Origin of the sequence: Tardiphaga robiniae, from assembly GCF_001618955.1 — a bacterium.
GTDB classification, from domain to species: Bacteria; Pseudomonadota; Alphaproteobacteria; order Rhizobiales; family Xanthobacteraceae; genus Tardiphaga; species Tardiphaga robiniae_A.
Genome location: NZ_LVYV01000004.1, coordinates 39,229 through 55,082, shown reverse-complemented (window position 1 = coordinate 55,082; position 15,854 = coordinate 39,229). Strand labels below are relative to the sequence as shown.

19 protein-coding genes are annotated in these 15,854 nt (G+C 61.5%); 7 read left to right on the top strand and 12 right to left on the bottom strand.

The window, feature by feature from the left end:
• Nucleotides 1-22 precede the first annotated feature (22 nt).
• The 7 genes from A4A58_RS08335 to A4A58_RS08305 all read right to left on the bottom strand — a co-directional run bounded on the left by A4A58_RS08335 (nucleotide 23) and on the right by A4A58_RS08305 (nucleotide 6,678).
• Complete coding sequence (locus A4A58_RS08335; protein ID WP_068731012.1) at nucleotides 23-697, bottom strand: class I SAM-dependent methyltransferase; 675 nt, start codon at nucleotides 695-697, stop codon at nucleotides 23-25.
• 4 nt (nucleotides 698-701) lie between these two features.
• Nucleotides 702-1,670, bottom strand: coding sequence for a branched-chain amino acid ABC transporter permease (locus A4A58_RS08330; RefSeq protein WP_068731011.1), 969 nt, complete (start codon nucleotides 1,668-1,670; stop codon nucleotides 702-704).
• Nucleotide 1,671: 1 nt separating this feature from the next.
• The gene (locus tag A4A58_RS08325; RefSeq protein ID WP_068731010.1) at nucleotides 1,672-2,547 is read right to left on the bottom strand and encodes a branched-chain amino acid ABC transporter permease; all 876 of its coding nucleotides are present in this window, start codon (nucleotides 2,545-2,547) and stop codon (nucleotides 1,672-1,674) included.
• Between the two features lie 66 nt (nucleotides 2,548-2,613).
• Nucleotides 2,614-3,834, bottom strand: coding sequence for an ABC transporter substrate-binding protein (locus A4A58_RS08320; RefSeq protein WP_068731009.1), 1,221 nt, complete (start codon nucleotides 3,832-3,834; stop codon nucleotides 2,614-2,616).
• Nucleotides 3,835-3,877: 43 nt separating this feature from the next.
• Entirely contained in the window at nucleotides 3,878-5,098 is a 1,221-nt protein-coding gene (locus A4A58_RS08315; protein ID WP_068731121.1) for an ABC transporter substrate-binding protein, read from the bottom strand.
• 85 nt (nucleotides 5,099-5,183) lie between these two features.
• The gene (locus A4A58_RS08310; protein ID WP_068731008.1) at nucleotides 5,184-5,930 is read right to left on the bottom strand and encodes an ABC transporter ATP-binding protein; all 747 of its coding nucleotides are present in this window, start codon (nucleotides 5,928-5,930) and stop codon (nucleotides 5,184-5,186) included.
• Complete coding sequence (locus tag A4A58_RS08305; RefSeq protein ID WP_068731007.1) at nucleotides 5,923-6,678, bottom strand: ABC transporter ATP-binding protein; 756 nt, start codon at nucleotides 6,676-6,678, stop codon at nucleotides 5,923-5,925. Before A4A58_RS08305 ends, A4A58_RS08310 begins: the two co-directional genes overlap by 8 nt.
• Nucleotides 6,679-7,047: 369 nt before the next feature.
• Between A4A58_RS08305 and A4A58_RS08300 the strand changes: the two genes are divergently transcribed.
• Complete coding sequence (locus A4A58_RS08300) at nucleotides 7,048-7,686, top strand: hypothetical protein (RefSeq protein WP_433993617.1); 639 nt, start codon at nucleotides 7,048-7,050, stop codon at nucleotides 7,684-7,686.
• Between the two features lie 3 nt (nucleotides 7,687-7,689).
• On the opposite strand, the gene A4A58_RS08295 is transcribed toward A4A58_RS08300, so the two are convergent.
• Entirely contained in the window at nucleotides 7,690-8,037 is a 348-nt protein-coding gene (locus A4A58_RS08295) for an ArsC family reductase (protein WP_068731006.1), read from the bottom strand.
• Nucleotides 8,038-8,177: 140 nt separating this feature from the next.
• Complete coding sequence (locus A4A58_RS08290) at nucleotides 8,178-8,753, bottom strand: DUF308 domain-containing protein (protein ID WP_068731005.1); 576 nt, start codon at nucleotides 8,751-8,753, stop codon at nucleotides 8,178-8,180.
• A gap of 177 nt (nucleotides 8,754-8,930) precedes the next feature.
• Between A4A58_RS08290 and A4A58_RS08285 the strand changes: the two genes are divergently transcribed.
• The 3 genes from A4A58_RS08285 to A4A58_RS08280 all read left to right on the top strand — a co-directional run bounded on the left by A4A58_RS08285 (nucleotide 8,931) and on the right by A4A58_RS08280 (nucleotide 10,191).
• Nucleotides 8,931-9,404 (top strand): MarR family winged helix-turn-helix transcriptional regulator, encoded by a 474-nt coding sequence (locus A4A58_RS08285; protein ID WP_433993615.1) that lies wholly within the window; start codon nucleotides 8,931-8,933, stop codon nucleotides 9,402-9,404.
• A gap of 72 nt (nucleotides 9,405-9,476) precedes the next feature.
• Entirely contained in the window at nucleotides 9,477-9,635 is a 159-nt protein-coding gene (locus tag A4A58_RS31090) for a DUF5993 family protein (RefSeq protein WP_192855896.1), read from the top strand.
• A gap of 7 nt (nucleotides 9,636-9,642) precedes the next feature.
• Entirely contained in the window at nucleotides 9,643-10,191 is a 549-nt protein-coding gene (locus A4A58_RS08280) for a disulfide bond formation protein B (RefSeq protein ID WP_068731004.1), read from the top strand.
• A gap of 54 nt (nucleotides 10,192-10,245) precedes the next feature.
• Here the strand turns inward: A4A58_RS08280 and A4A58_RS08275 are convergent, their stop codons facing one another.
• Complete coding sequence (locus A4A58_RS08275; protein WP_068731003.1) at nucleotides 10,246-11,160, bottom strand: hypothetical protein; 915 nt, start codon at nucleotides 11,158-11,160, stop codon at nucleotides 10,246-10,248.
• A gap of 144 nt (nucleotides 11,161-11,304) precedes the next feature.
• Here A4A58_RS08275 and A4A58_RS08270 point away from each other — a divergent pair, with 144 nt between their 5' ends.
• Nucleotides 11,305-11,967, top strand: coding sequence for an HD domain-containing protein (locus A4A58_RS08270; protein ID WP_068731002.1), 663 nt, complete (start codon nucleotides 11,305-11,307; stop codon nucleotides 11,965-11,967).
• A gap of 9 nt (nucleotides 11,968-11,976) precedes the next feature.
• On the opposite strand, the gene A4A58_RS08265 is transcribed toward A4A58_RS08270, so the two are convergent.
• Both A4A58_RS08265 and A4A58_RS08260 read right to left on the bottom strand, forming a co-directional pair.
• A complete protein-coding gene (locus A4A58_RS08265; RefSeq protein WP_068731001.1) occupies nucleotides 11,977-12,483 on the bottom strand; it encodes a cytochrome P460 family protein in 507 nt (168 codons plus the stop codon).
• A gap of 12 nt (nucleotides 12,484-12,495) precedes the next feature.
• Nucleotides 12,496-13,500 (bottom strand): alpha/beta fold hydrolase, encoded by a 1,005-nt coding sequence (locus tag A4A58_RS08260; RefSeq protein ID WP_244499705.1) that lies wholly within the window; start codon nucleotides 13,498-13,500, stop codon nucleotides 12,496-12,498.
• A 271-nt stretch (nucleotides 13,501-13,771) separates the two neighbouring features.
• On the opposite strand from A4A58_RS08260, the gene A4A58_RS08255 reads away from it, so the two are divergent.
• Nucleotides 13,772-15,352, top strand: coding sequence for a winged helix-turn-helix domain-containing tetratricopeptide repeat protein (locus tag A4A58_RS08255; protein WP_068730999.1), 1,581 nt, complete (start codon nucleotides 13,772-13,774; stop codon nucleotides 15,350-15,352).
• Nucleotides 15,349-15,840: a peptide deformylase gene (locus A4A58_RS08250; RefSeq protein ID WP_068730998.1), complete on the top strand. Its 492-nt coding sequence runs from the start codon at nucleotides 15,349-15,351 to the stop codon at nucleotides 15,838-15,840. The genes A4A58_RS08255 and A4A58_RS08250 overlap by 4 nt, the downstream gene beginning before the upstream one ends.
• Nucleotides 15,841-15,854: the final 14 nt, after the last annotated feature.

Here is a 15,854-nt window from a genome sequence, read left to right as displayed (position 1 = left end):
CGGCCCAACCCCGTTGACGGCGCTACGCCTTGTAGGCGACCCAGCCCCTGAACGTGAACCCCGCATAGAACAAAGCGACGTCGGCGAAGCCGGTATCCCGCAACAGAGCTTCGTCCTGTTCCGGTGACAACAGCGGCAAGCGCTCGCCGATCGCCGAGATCGCGTTCTCCGCATTGGCGGCGGATACGCCGGACGCCGCCGCAAAAGCTGCATAGCGGGACAGCCATCTGGCCTTCTCTCCGTCGTGCTGGGGAAAGCTATGGTGGGCGACGACGAAGGGAGCGCTTGGCTTGAGCCGCCGGTGCACCTCGGCCAGCGTGCGTCGACGCTCCTCCTCCGGGATAAAATGCAGGGTCAGGAGGCACGTCGCCGCATCGAACGGCCCCTCGGGCGCGCTGTCGATATAGCCCTCATGGAGGTCGACACGTGATGCGAGCGGACCCAGCGTGCGCTTGGCCAATCCGAGCATCTCGGCCGACGGATCCACGCCGCAAAAGCGCCATCCGGGCTGCGTCTCCGCGAATGCCTTCAGCTCCAGCCCGCCGCCTGCTCCGAGCACGAGCACATGGGCGTCGTCCGGCGTTCGTTCCGCAAGGAGGATACCCGCCATCTGCTGCAGGCCGAGGAAGCCCGGCACCTGCCGCACCGGGCCTTCCGCATAGCGCGCCGCCTCCGGGTCGGAGAAGTAGGACGCCAACGAACTACAGCGACCGCTTGAAGTAATGCGCGATTTCGCCGATGACGCCGCGGCGGAAGGTCAGCACGCAGACCACGAAGATCACGCCCTGGATCACCGTCACCCACTGGCCGAAGCCAGCGAGATATTGCTGCATGGCAATGATGACGAAGGCGCCGACCACCGGCCCGAACAGCGTGCCGAGGCCGCCGACGAGCGTGATCAGCACGATTTCACCGGACATGGTCCAGTGCACGTCGGTGAGTGAGGCGTTCTGCGCCACGAACACCTTGAGCGCGCCGGCGAAGCCCGCCAGCGTGCCGGACAGAATATAGGCCAGGAGCTTATACTGGTCGGTCTTGTAGCCGAGCGACACCGCACGCGGCTCGTTCTCGCGGATCGCCTTGAGCACCTCGCCGAACGGCGAGTTGATGGCGCGGTAGATGATCAGGAAGCCCAGCGTGAAGCCGGCGAGGATCACGTAATACAGCGTGATCGGCTTCGACAGGTTGAACAGGCCGAACAGAACGCCCTGCGGAATGCCCTGGATGCCGTCTTCACCATGGGTGAACGGCGTCTGCAGATAGACGAAGTACAGGAGCTGCGACAGCGCCAGCGTGATCATGGCGAAATAGATGCCCTGGCGACGAATGGCGATCAGACCAGTGATGACGCTCAGCGCGGCGGCCGCGACGACACCGACGATAATGCCCAACTCGGGCGTCAGGCCCCAGACCTTCAGCGCATGCGCCGTGCAGTAGCCGGCGGTGCCCAGGAACATCGCGTGGCCGAACGACAACAGACCGCCGTAACCGATCAGGAGGTTGAACGCACAGGCGAGTAGCGCGAAGCAAAGCGCCTGCATCACGAAGAACGGATAGACGCCAGTGAGCGGCACGACCAGCAACAGCGCGGTCATGATCGCAAAGGCGACCATCTCGTCTTTGACGGTGCGACGGGGTGACGGAATGGCGTTTTCAGTGATCGTTGTCATATCAGGCAGCCCGTCCCGTCAGTCCGGAAGGTTTCACAAGGAGCACCAGCACCATCAGCACGAAGACGACAGTGTTGGAGGCCTCGGGGTAAAAATACTTGGTCAGACCCTCGATGATGCCGAGGGCAAAACCGGTGATGATGGAGCCCATGATCGAGCCCATGCCGCCGATCACGACGACCGCGAACACGACGATGATCAGGTCGGCGCCCATCAGCGGGCGGACCTGGTTGATCGGCGCCGACAGCACGCCAGCGAGTGCCGCCAGACCGACGCCGAGACCGTAGGTCAGTGTGATCATCAGCGGCACGTTGATGCCGAAAGCGCGGACCAGCGTCGGGTTTTCCGTCGCCGCGCGCAGGTAAGCGCCGAGCCGTGTGCGCTCGATCAGGAACCAGGTCGCGATACAGATCACCAGCGAGAAGATGACGACCCAGCCGCGATAGATCGGCAGGAACATGAAGCCGAGATTCATGCCGCCCTTGAGCGCATCCGGAATCGCGTAAGGCAGCCCCGATGAGCCGAAGTAATTCTGGAACACGCCCTGGATGATCAGCGCCAGACCGAAGGTCAGCAGCAGTCCATAGAGATGGTCGAGATTGGCGATCCATTTCAGCATGGTGCGTTCCATCACCATGCCGAACAGGCCGACCGCCAGCGGCGCCAGGATCAGCGCCGGCCAGTATCCGATGCCGGCGATGTTCAGGAGGAAGTAAGCCGCGAAGGCCCCCATCATATAGACGGCGCCGTGGGCGAAATTGATGATGTTCAGCATGCCGAAGATCACGGCGAGGCCGAGACTTAACAGCGCATAGAACGAGCCGTTGATGAGTCCGACCAGCAATTGCGCAGACAGGGCCTGTAGATTGATCGACATGTTGTTCTCAACTCTTATCGCAGGAAAGTATTGACCCGGCAGCGTGACGCTGCCGGGTCAACGGTCTTATTTCTTCAGCAGCGCGCAGGTGCTCTTCTCGATCGGTGTGAAGGCCTGATCGGCTGGCACGGTACCGGCAAGCTTGTAGAAATCCCACGGCGCCTTCGATTCCGACGGCTTCTTCACTTCGAACAGATAGCCTGGGTGAATCTTGCGGCCATTGGCTTCGATCTTGCCCTGCCCGAACAGCGGATCATCGGTCGGCAATTCCTTCATCTTGGCAACGATCTTCGCGCCATCATGCGGATTGCTGCCGAGCGCTTCCAGCGCCTTGAAGTAGTGGATCAAGCCGGCATACACGCCCGCCTGCACCATCGACGGCGGAGCGCCGTTCTTCATGCGCGCCGCGAACTTCTTGGAGAAGTCGCGAGTCTTGTCGTTCAGGTCCCAGTAGAAGGTCTCGGTGAAGCTGAGGCCCTGCGCGGTTTCGAGACCGATCGCCTTGACGTCGGTGATGAACAGCAGGAGCGCGGCGAGCTTCTGACCGCCCTTGGCGATGCCGAATTCGGCCGCCTGCTTGATCGAATTGGTGGTGTCGCCGCCGGCATTGGCCAGACCGATGACCTTGGCCTTCGACGACTGCGCCTGCAGCAGGAAGGACGAGAAGTCCGCGGTGTTGAGCGGGTGCTTGACGCCGCCGACCACCTTGCCGCCACTGGCCTTGACCACTTCCGTGGTATCGCGTTCGAGCGCGGCACCGAAGGCGTAGTCGGCCGTGAGGAAGAACCAGCTGTCGCCGCCGGCCTTCACCATCGCCTGCCCGGTCGAATGCGCAAGCATATAGGTATCGTAGGTCCAGTGCACGGTGTTCGGCGAACACTGCGCATTGGTGAGATCCGAGGTTGCAGCGCCCGAATTGATATAGACGCCGTTCTTTTCCTTGACGATGTTGTTCACCGCCAATGCCACGCCGGAATTCGGCACGTCAACGATGGTGTCGACCTTGTCGACGTCGAACCACTGCCGCGCGATGTTGGAGCCGATATCCGGCTTGTTCTGGTGATCGCCGGAGATGATGTCGATCTTCCAGCCCTTGGCCATCAGACCGGAATCCTCGGCCGCCATTTGGGCAGCAAGCGTCGAGCCCGGCCCGCCCAGATCGGCGTAAAGGCCGGACTGATCGCTGAGCGAACCGATCTTGACGGTCTTGTCCTGCGCCATGGCAATGCCTGCCATGGCCAGCGAAAGGGCCGTACCGAGAAGTGCAGCAGAGATCGTATTTCTCATGACTTCCTCACAATGGACACTATGAAAAGTTGCGAAGGTTCACTTACTTCTTCAGGAGCGGACAGGCGCTCTTGTCGAGCGGCGTAAAGGCCTGGTCGGCGGGAATGGTCGCCACCAGCTTGTAGTAATCCCACGGTCCCTTCGACTCCTCAGGCTTCTTTACCTCGAACAGATAGGCCGGATGCAGCTTGCGCCCGTTCGGCTGAATGGTGCCCTTGCCGAAGATGATGTCATCGGTCGGAGCCGCCTTCATCGCATTGATGATCTTCAGGCCGTCATGGGGGTTGCCGCCCATGGCGTCGAGCGTCTTGAAATAATGGATCAGGGACGAATAAACGCCGGCCTGCACGGTGGTCGGCATGTTCTTGTTCTTCATACGCGCCTGGAAGCGCTTGGAGAACCCGCGCGTGCCGTCGTTGAGATCCCAATAGAACGTCTCGGTAAAGCTCAGACCATTGGCGACCGGCAGTCCGAGCGCATGGATGTCGGTGATGAACATCAAGAGGCCAGCCAATTTCTGCCCGCCCTTGATGATACCGAATTCCGACGCCTGCTTGATCGAGTTGATGGTGTCGCCGCCGGCATTGGCGAGGCCGATCACCTTGGCCTTGGACGCCTGCGCCTGCAGCAGGAACGACGAAAAGTCCGCTGTGTTGAGCGGCGGCCGGACGCTGCCGATGATCTTGCCGCCCTTCGCCGTGACGGCGTTGGTGGTGTCGCGCTCCAGTGCGGTGCCGAAGGCGTAGTCCGCGGTCAGGAAGAACCAGGTGTCACCACCGTTCTTGACCATGGCGGAGCCGGTGCCATTGGCGAGCTGATAGGTATCGTAAGCCCAGTGAATGGTGTTCGGCGAGCACTGCGCGTTGGAGAGGTCGGAGGTGCCCGATCCCGAGTTCAGATAGACGCCGTTCTTTTCCTTGACGATATTGTTGACCACAAGACCCACCGACGACGTCGGCACATCGGCGATAACATCGACCTTTTCGACGTCGAACCATTGACGCGCGATGTTGGAACCGATGTCGGGCTTGTTCTGGTGATCGCCGATCAGAACGTCGATCTTCCAGCCCTTGGCCAGGAGCCCGGAGTCCTCCACGGCCATTTGGGCCGCGACCACCGAACCCGGACCGGTCACGTCGGCATAAAGACCCGACTGGTCGTTCAGCACGCCGATCTTCGCGACCTTGTCCTGTGCAACCGCGATCGAGCCCGCGCCCAGCGTCATCGCAATGACGAGCAGCGACGCAGAAAACTTGTCCTTCAACATTTTAGACTTGCTCCCTATCGATTGTGTTTTGATTGTTCGGACCGTTGTGCCGTTCCGTTATTATTATGATCGTTATTCGAAATCAGACGCCGAGATATGTATGCAGCTTGTCCATATTCGCCGACAGCTCCGAATTGGCGAAGCCATCGATGATCTTGCCGTGTTCGACGATGTAGTAGCGATCCGCTACCGTGGCCGCAAAACGGAAATTCTGTTCGACCAGGAGGATCGTGAAGCCTTCCGACTTCAGCCGCGCGATGGTGTGGCCGATCTGCTGGATGATGACAGGCGCGAGACCCTCGGTCGGCTCGTCCAGCATCAGGAAGCGCGCGCCGGTGCGCAGGATGCGACCGATCGCCAGCATCTGCTGCTCACCGCCGGAGAGTTTGGTCCCCTGGCTGTTGAGACGTTCTTTCAAGTTTGGAAACAGCTCGAAGATCTGATCCAGCGACAACCCGCCCGGGCGAATGGTGGGCGGCAGCATCAGATTCTCGCGCACGTCGAGGCTGGAGAAGATGCCACGTTCTTCCGGGCAGAATGCGATGCCCTGCTTCGCGATCTTGTCCGACGAGGTCTTGATGATCTCGTTGCCTTCGAATTTTATCGAGCCAGTGCGCTTGCCGATGATGCCCATAATCGACTTCAGCGTCGTGGTCTTGCCGGCGCCGTTGCGACCGAGCAACGTGACGACTTCGCCCGACTTCACGTTGAAATTGATGCCGTGGAGAATGTGCGACTCGCCATACCACGCTTCCAGATTCTCGACGGTGAGAACGGGATTGCCGGTCGCTGCGGTCTTTGCCGGTGCGGCCATTGTGGTCTCAGTCATGCCCGGCTCCCAGATATGCTTCCTTGACGCGTTCGTCCTTGGTCAGGTCGGCATAGCTGCCTTCCGCAAGAACCTTTCCGCGAGTCAGAACGGTAATGATGTCGGAGAGATTGGACACGACGCTCAGGTTATGTTCGACCATCAGGATGGTGTACTTCGCCGAGATGCGCTTGATCAGCGCGGCGATCTTGTCGATGTCCTCGTGGCCCATGCCGGCCATCGGTTCGTCAAGCAGCATCATCTCGGGATCGAGCGCCAGCGTGGTGGCGATCTCCAATGCCCGCTTGCGGCCATAGGGCATTTCCACGGCGGGCGTATTGGCAAATTCGTTGAGGCCGACATCGTCGAGCAGTTCGGCCGCGCGCTGATTGTACTGGTCCAGCACGCTCTTGGAGCGCCAGAAGTCGAACGACGATCCATGCTGACGCTGCAGTGCAACACGGACATTCTCCAGCGCCGTCAGATGCGGAAACACCGCGGAGATCTGGAACGAACGTACGAGGCCAAGGCGCGCCACGTCGGCAGGCGCCGTCGCGGTAATGTCCTTGCCCTTGTAGAAAATCTGGCCGGCGGACGGCTGCATGAACTTGGTTAGCAGATTGAAACACGTCGTCTTGCCGGCGCCGTTAGGGCCGATCAATGCGTGAATGGTGCCGCGGCGAACTTTGAGACTGACATCGCGGACTGCGAAAAAGCCCGCAAATTCCTTGGTCAATCCGTTGGTTTCGAGAATGAACTCATCGGTCAAGCAAATTTCCCCCATCGACCTTCCCGGCGCGTGTCTCCGCCAGTGGCCAACTTTTTGCGCAGCCGCATTTCGGGGAAAACTGAAAGTCATCCCCGCACGGCCACATCGAGTGGCGCGAATATGCCGTCAACGCGACGGCGAACGCAAGGTGCAATGCGGCAGAATTGGGTGGACTGCCTGTCGCACCAACTTCGCCCTTAGTCGTAGACAGTTAGCCCCCGGCGCATGCAGAAAGCAGAGTCCGCCTGCGACCGGTCCACCGTGCAGAACGCGCCACCTGTTTGCGCCGCAAAGGAGCTTTGCAAATCGCCCGTTAATTGTATTGCGAGACGACTTCCCGCATTCATTGATTATTTGCTCGCTGTGCCCATACTACCCTCGATCGATATCAAGGGGATCGTTGCCGTGGACTTCCAGAGCGCCGACGCGTCCGTGGTGAAGTCCATTCGGCAGCGCGATCTGCTGAACTGCTGGCTGCGGCTCTATGCGTCGCAACAGGCCCTGCCCGACGTCACAGACTATCGCCCGGAGCGGATGGACGAGGAACGTCCTGATCTCGTCGACTACATTGTTGATCACAGCACGGCACCGCCGCGGCTCATCATCGATAGCAACGGCACCCGCATGGCAAGCGCCTATGGTACCACCGGCAAGGGCCGCTATCTCGACGACTATCTCGGCCCGATCCTCGGTCCTGTCGTGCTGCCGGCCTATCATGAATGCATCGCACGCGAGTTGCCGACTTACACCGTCTCGATGATCAACGATGTCAACGGTCGTGTTGTCGCCTATGAGCGGATGCTGATGCCGTTCTCATCAGGCGACGGCGTCACACACATCATCGCGTCGCTCAAGACAATCAGCGAGGACGGTGGATTCGAAATCAAAAATCTGATGCGCGGCCATCACAGCGTGCCGGTGCCGAAACTCCGCGCCGTGATCGATCGCAGCCTGTCCTATCGTGCGCCGCACCGGCTCGCAGCCGGCGACGTCGTCGAGATCGACTGATCGCTATTTTACGTCTTTTGCGTAAATCTCCGGCTTGAAGCCAACCACAAGCTTGCCGCCAAGATCGAGCACAGGCCGCTTGATCATTGAGGGCTGCTCGAGCATCAGCGCGATCGCACGGCTCTCGTTCAGACCTTCTTTGGCAGCGTCATCGAGCTTGCGGAAGGTGGTGCCAGCGCGATTGAGCAGCGTCTCCCAGCCGACCTCCTTGGCCCAGCGCTGCAGCCGCGCCTTGTCGATGCCCTCGGCCTTGTAGTCATGGAAGCTGTAGGCGACGCCATGGCTGTCGAGCCAGCCGCGCGCTTTCTTCATCGTGTCGCAATTCTTGATGCCGTAGATGGTGATGGCCATGAGATGTCGCCGTGCCTGCCAGGAGTGATCGTCGTTCTCACCTGACTAGCAGATCAGGCAGCAGCGGCTGACAGTAAATCCGCGATCATCCACAGAGGCCACCGATGATGCTGGCCGGCATCATCGGCACCCTCGCGGGATCAGACCGCGCGTCGGCGGTTCGCGAAGATCAACCACAGCGCCGACACCAGGAAATAGAAGGCGCCGAAACCGGCATAGGGCGCGATATCCACGATCGTCGGCACTTTGGCGCCGCCAGCCTGCTTGACGAAGAAGGCGCCGGCCGCGGTCGATTGTGCACCGCTCAGGATCATCGCCCACTGCGCGCCGAATACACGCCAGCGCCTGATGCCGGTGACCAGTTGCGCGAGGCCCGCCAATGCCGCCCAGACGCCAAACACCGCGAGTACGGCATTCATCCCCGTGCGCAAGGCGATGGCCACCGCCAGTGCGGCAATGAGACTAACCACCACATTCAGCGCCTGCGAGGGATTGGCCAGCAAGCCGCCGCTGCCCTGGGCATCGAACCAGTTCGCAAGTGCATCCCAGGCGGGATAGCTGACCAGCAGGATGGCGGCGGCCCCGGGCGACGAGACGCCAACGGTGAAGGCGGCTGCCACCCAGGCCGCCGCGACGATGCCGCGGACGAGGTAATAACGTGCGAGGTTTCCGCTCGCTACGGCCGGCAGGCTGGCGGTTCCCTGTGGGACGGTCATGCTGGTCTCCGAAGCTTGGACCGGGCGCTCTCCACCGGGCTGGCGGAAGAACCTTGGTCAAATTACATATTGCAATAACTAATATCGCGATATGCTTATTGGCTTGAGCAGGCCACCTTGTCCATATTTATTTATCGCGATATACGTTATTGTGATATCGACGTGAGGAGAGTTGCCGTGGTGCCCGCCGACATTCCGCTGGATCACCAGCTCTGTTTTTCGCTCTACAGCGCCAGCATGGCCATCGGCCGCGCCTACAAGCCGCTGCTCGACGCGCTCGAGATCACTTACCCGCAATATCTGGTGCTGAGCACGCTGTGGGAACGTGGTCCGCAGAGCGTCGGCGGCATCGCAGACCGGCTGGCACTGGAATCGAGCACGGTCACGCCGCTGGTGAAGCGGCTCGAACAGGCCGGCTTCGTCGCGCGCAGGCGAAATCCGGAAGATGAGCGGCAGGTCGTCGTCAGCCTCACGGCCAAAGGCACGGCGCTGCGCGAGAAGGCACGTTGCCTCGGCGAGACACTGTTCGCCGCGGCCGGCATGACGCCAGAACGGTTGATCGCCCTGAACAGCGAGGTCCATGCCTTTCGCGATGCCGTGACCAACTATACTGGCAAGACAGGTGCGACCGTGGCGGAGACCGCCGACTGACGCAGATCACACGCGACAGGGCGCCAGCGAATCTGTCGTAAGGTACCGGACACATTCAGCGCCGGAGCGACCATGGAGTTCACCGCACTTTTCCTGGCGATCGCCATCACCATGCTCGTCGTATGGTATGGCAGCCGCACGCTCGCGCTATCGCTGTTCGCCGTGGTGCTGATCGCCTGCGTGGCGACCTTTCTGCACCATGCCACCGACGCGCTGAAACTGTCGTTTTGAGGCCATCATGACCTCGCAACGCGCCATCGCCCTCAACGTCCTCGCCCTTCACGCCCTCGCAGCCCTGCTCGTGGCCGCCTTTGCCGCGCAGCTCATCCTGGGCGAACTGCCCTGCCCGCTGTGCCTGCTGCAGCGGATCATGTTCGCACTGCTCGCCATCGGTCCGATCCTCAACATCCGCTTCGGCCCGCGTCCCAGCCATTATGCGCTGTCACTGCTTGCAGCCGTCGTTGGCGCCACCGTCTCGACCCGGCAGGTGCTGCTGCACATCATGCCCGGCGATCCCGGCTTCGGCACCGCGCTGTTCGGTTATCATTATTACACCTGGGCACTGATCGGCTTCATCGCGGCCATCGTTCTGTTGTCGCTGGTGCTGCTGTTCGACCGGCAATTCGAGAAGGACCCCGCTGCTCACTCGGCGCCCAGTGTCATCGCGCATGTTGCCGTCTGGCTCGTGATAGGCCTGACGGCCGCGAACGTCGCCTCGACCTTGCTCGAATGCGGCTTCAAGGCCTGTGCGGATGATCCCGTGGAGTATGAGCTGCTGAAGCGATAGCGGCGTCGTTCCCCGCGGGTGCGAGCGACCTTACAAATGCATTGAGCTGGCACGTCAGGACAACCAACCTGCATTGTCGTAGATCTCTCCGAACGTCTGAACCGCGATACAGTTGACTCCCATCGACTCCAAGAAAAAGAGCTTTCCGGCCTGCCTGTCGTCAGACATATCATTTTTGTAAACATACCAAGCCGGATATGAGCGCCCCGGGAATTTCTTAAAATACTTAGCACGCTCAATCAGAAGCCAGCGCAGAAAGACTTCGTTTTCTTCAAGAGCCAAGCCAAAGATTAGCAAGGGCTTATTGAATACAACATGGATCCAGGTATTCGCACCTGCCCAATCGCGACGATCCTTTGCTCCGAAGAGAGGGGCGTCGCCGCTGCGATGAAGCCAAGTCCGGGCTCGCTGAACCGACCCCATATAGTGACTAAGCCCCAAGCGAATGCTTCGCTTGTATTTTACCATCCCGTTGATGTGCCAAACGCCGAAAGAAGCGCACGGATCAGTGATAGCTGTTTGGCTAAAGTGACACTCCCACGGGTAGTAGCTCGTGAATTTCGGATTTTGCGGACGCGTGAACTGTGCATTGACGGCATCGCTCAACACTTGATCGAAGTTCGTCGTGAGCACTGGAGTACGGTGTCGTACTGCCCAATTCATGATCTTCCGGTGATGTGGGAGTACATCCCAACCGTCCAGTAGCGCACAAAATTGCTTCTGCAGAGCACCGATCTTCCCCCCAGACAGGAGCTCCAGCACATCATAAAATTCTGTAAGCGTCGTGCCAGGTGGCACCTCGACAAGCCCGGGCGAGCACTCTTGAGCAATCTCGACGAGCAGCTGATCCCAGGAATTTACACGTTTCGATTCTACGTATCGGTGGATGCCGTTTCCGATGATCAGAGCCAAATTATCGCTGCTCTGCTCAAGCAAGGCGCTGAGGCTGTTGACGGGGTTATTAGCCACAATTCCTCATGATGCTGCTTCGGCGATAAAACGGCATACCACACTCAGCCTTGTTGCCGCCTGAGTTCTACCCGCTCTCAATCCGAATTGAATGACATCAAAACACGCTTGGCAACGCCCGGCCGCCAATCTAACAACGACGCCATGACTGAGATCACCGGTATCGCCACAGCCTTCGCTCCGTTCGAAACGCTGGCCTCTTCACTTCTCCATCACATCAAGACCGATGACGGCTCGCATGACGTCGCGCATCTCGCGCGTGTCTGGTCCAACGTCCGCACCATCCAGGACGTCGAGGGTGGCGATTCCGAGATCCTGGCGGCAGCGACGCTGCTGCACGACTGCGTCGCCGTCGAGAAGAGCTCACCGCTCCGCGCCAGTGCCTCGCGCCTCGCTGCCGAACACGCGGTGACCCTGCTCGCCCCGTTCGGCTGGACGACCGAGCGGCTGGACCACGTTGCCCATGCCATCGCGGCGCATAGTTTCTCGGCGAAGATCACACCTGAAACGATCGAAGCGCAGATCCTGCAGGATGCGGATCGGCTGGACGCCATGGGCGCCATCGGCATCGCGCGCTGCTTCTACACCGCCGGGCGGATGCAGTCCCTGCTGTACGATCCCGAGGATCCCGCTGCGCGGCATCGCGCTTTTGATGACCGCAATTTTGCGATCGACCATCTGCCGGCGAAACTGCTGACGCTCGCGGACGGCTTCAACACCGCCACCGGCCGACGCATGGCGCAGGAACGCCACGCGCGGACCGAGGCTTTCCTGACGGCGTTTCTGGCCGAGGTCGGCGTCTCGTGACGTGGGCGCTTACGGCGCCCACTTCGTGAACACGTAATCCCGCTCCTTCACGCGTGCCTCGTGACACGCAAAGCAGGTTTCGTGCTGTGCCTGATCCACCGGCTTGCCGTTAATGAAGCGGCCGAAGCCCCAGCCGCCTGACGCGGCATACTTCTTCGAATCCTTCACCATCACCTGAACCGTTGTGGCGGCACCGGGGATCGAGGCGGATTCGAATTCAGGCGACTGGGTGTGCTTCCAGGCGAGCTTCACCAGCACCGTGCCATCGGGGAACGGCAGCTTGCCAGCCCGATAGGCCTTGATGGCAATGTCATTGCCGACGACGGCGCGCAGCTCATTCAGAGGCTCGGCCTCCTGCGCCGGCGCGATCAGCTCCCATTTGCGGTAGCCATCGGGAAGCCCGACGCCGTAGATCGGCGACAGGTTTTCCGGGTTGGCCGTGTTGGCAGCGAAGGCCGCCGCCACGGCGGATGACGCCACGCCTGCGGCGAGGCTCGCTGCAAGAATCCATCGCATCGCGGATCTCCCTCAGCGTGCCATCGCGTCGGCGTCGATGATCGCCTGGGCGAATTCACGCGGAGCTTCCTGCGGCAGGTTGTGCCCGATGCCGCCATTCACCGTGCGATGCTCGTACTTGCCGGTGAACTTCTTCGCATAGGCCTTGGGATCGGGATGCGGCGCGCCATTGGCGTCGCCTTCCATGGTGATGGTCGGCACCGAAATCACCGGCCCCTGCGCCAGCCGCTTCTCCAGTTCATCATATTTCGCCTCGCCCTGGGCGAGTTCGAGCCGCCAGCGATAGTTGTGGATGGTAATGGCGACGTGATCGGGATTCTCGAACGCCTTGGCCGAGCGGTCATAGGTGGCGTCGTCGAAATTCCACTTCGGCGAGGCCAGCTTCCAGATCAGCTTGGCGAAGTCGTGTCGGTACTTGTCATAGCCCAGCCGGCCACGCTCCGTGGTGAAGTAGAACTGGTACCACCATTCCAGTTCAGCCTTCGGCGGCAGCGGCATGCGGTTGCCCTCCTGGCTGCCGATCAGATAGCCGCTGACGGCGACCAGCGCCTTGACGCGCTCCGGCCAGATCGCAGCGAGAATATCGGCCGTGCGGCCACCCCAGTCGTAGCCGCCGACCACAGCCTTCTCGATCTTCAACGCGTCCATGAACGCGACGATGTCGGTGGCCAGCGCTGCCGGCTGGCCATTGCGCACCGTCGCGTCGGACAGGAAACGCGTGCCGCCATAGCCGCGCAGATACGGGATGATGACGCGGTAGCCGGCCGAGGCCAGCAGCGGCGCGACATCCGCATAGCTGTAGATGTCATAGGGCCAGCCGTGCAGTAGCAGCACAACGGGGCCATTGGCCGGGCCGTCCTCGGCATAGGCGACGCTGAGGTCACCGGCATTGATCTGCTTCAGCGGCTTGAACGAGGTGTGCGTACCGCGCTTGATGGCCGGGAGCTGCTTGCCGGCCTTGGCGGCCTGCGCCGCGGCGGAGCCGATGCCACCGAACTGGGCAGCGGCGATGCCCATGAGCGCCGCGCCCAACAAGCTGCGGCGGTTGAAGTGGCTGGTGTCGCGCTTGTCATTCGTCATGGTGCAGATCCTCCGGGCAATGACGGTTGAGGCCGTCGATGTGCGGACCATGCCGCGGCATGGCGGCGTCCGCTTGAAGGATTCCTGGATTTTCCCTTGAGAAGGCCATGATTTATCGTTGAGACGGGGTGTGCTAGGGGACAGCCTTGGCTCAAAAACGCTCAAGCGCAGAAACACTTGGCGCGACAACAGGTAATGGACCCCGATCTTGCTGTTCCGGTTCGACGAATTCGTCCTCGACACTGACCGGCGGGAGCTGCGGCGGGGCACGAATACGGTGGCGGTGGAGCCGCAGGTGTTCGATGTGCTGGAATTCCTGATCCGCGCGCGGGAAAAGGTCGTCAGCCGCGACGAGCTCATGACCGAAGTCTGGCATGGCCGCATCGTGTCCGAGGCGACGCTCAGCAGCCGGGTTAACGCGGCCCGCACAGCCATCGGCGACAATGGCGAGCAGCAACGGCTGATCCGCACTTTACCTCGTAAGGGCGTCCGTTTTGTCGGTGAAGTAACCGAGGACACCGGCCGTCCCATTCCGCCCACCGTGACGGGTCTCGCGAGCGCCACTCTGCCCGCTACCGCCGATCCCGAAGGGCTGTCGATCGCGGTGCTGCCCTTCACCAATATGAGCGCCGACCCCGAGCAGGATTACTTCGGCGACGGTATTGCCGAGGAGATCATCACCGCGCTGTCGCGCTGCAGCGGGTTGTTCGTGATCGCCCGCAACTCGTCCTTCACCTACAAGAACAAGCCGGTCGACATTCGCGAGGTCGGCCGCACGCTTGGCGTCAACTACGTGCTCGAAGGCAGCGTGCGCCGCGCCGGCGAGCGGCTCCGCATCATCGCGCAATTGATCGATGCGCGGTCCGGCGCGCATCTCTGGGCCGACAAATTCGATGGCGACCGCAGCGACGTGTTCGACCTGCAGGACCGCATCACCGAACGCGCCGTCGCCGCCATCGAGCCGACGCTGCGCATCGCCGAGATCGAACGGCGCAAGCACAGCCGGCCAAACGCGCCCGATGCCTACGACCTGCTGCTACGCGCCTATGGATTCGAACACGATTTCACGCCGGCGAGCATGAGTGCGGCGCTGGATTGTCTGCATCAGGCTCTGGCCATCGATCCGGCTTACGCGCCCGCGATGGCAGCGGCCGCCTATTGCCATGCGCAGCGACACTTCCAGGGCTGGATCAGCCCGGACGACGCCCATCGCAGCGAAGGCCTCACGCTGGCGCATCGCGCCATCGAGCGGATGCCGAACGATCCGCAGATCCTCTGGATGGCGGCCTTCGCGATCTGGAATCTGGCCGAGCCGCAAAGCGCAAAGGACGCGGCGATCGAATTGTTCAGCCGCTCGCTCGCCATCAATCCAAACTCCGCCACTGCACTCGCGCTCGCCGGATGGATCGAGACCATGCGTGGCCAGCAGCAGGCCGGACGCGCTCTGCTCGATCGCGCAAGGCGTCTCAACCCGCTCGATCCGCACGGCTGGTTCGTCTCCGGTGCGCTGGCGATTGCCGCGATCATCGACGAGAACTATCCCGAAGCGATCAACTGGGCCGACAAGGCGCTGCTGCAGAACCGCCGTTTCGCCGTCGCACTGCGCGCGCTCGCCGTGGCGCTCGTGAAAACCGGCGCGCACGAACGCGCCGCACAGGTGGTCGAGGAGTTGCTGACCATCGAACCGGAGCTCACGGTCTCCGCTTTCTTTGCGCGCATCCCGGTCCCGGTCGAGTCCATGGCGAAGACCTATGCGGATGCGCTGAAGGCCGCGGGGCTGCCGGAATGAGTATCCGCCCGATCGTCCGCTATCCCGACCCGCTTCTCGCGCAGCCGGCCGCTGATGTCACCGTGTTCGACGATGCGCTGCGCGCGCTCGCCGACGATCTGCGCGACACCATGCATGCCGCGCCGGGCATCGGCATCACCGCGCCGCATATCGGCGTATCCCTGCGCGTCGTCGTGCTCGATCTCGGCGATGGCGCCAAGACCTATGTGAATCCGGAGATCGCATGGGCCTCGTCCGAACTGATCATGCATCAGGAAGGCAGTGTCTCGATGCCCGGTGTGAATGACGACATCCAGCGGCATGCGCGCGTACGGATCAGCTATCAGGATCTCGACGGCAATATGCAAACCGAAGAGTCCGACGGCCTGCGCGCGGTCTGCCACCAGCACGAGATCGACCAGCTCAACGGGATGTTCTGGATCCAGCGGCTGTCGCGCCTCAAACGCGAGCGGCTAATCAAGCGGTTCGAGAAGATGTCGCGCGCCTGAAGCGCGCGACATCC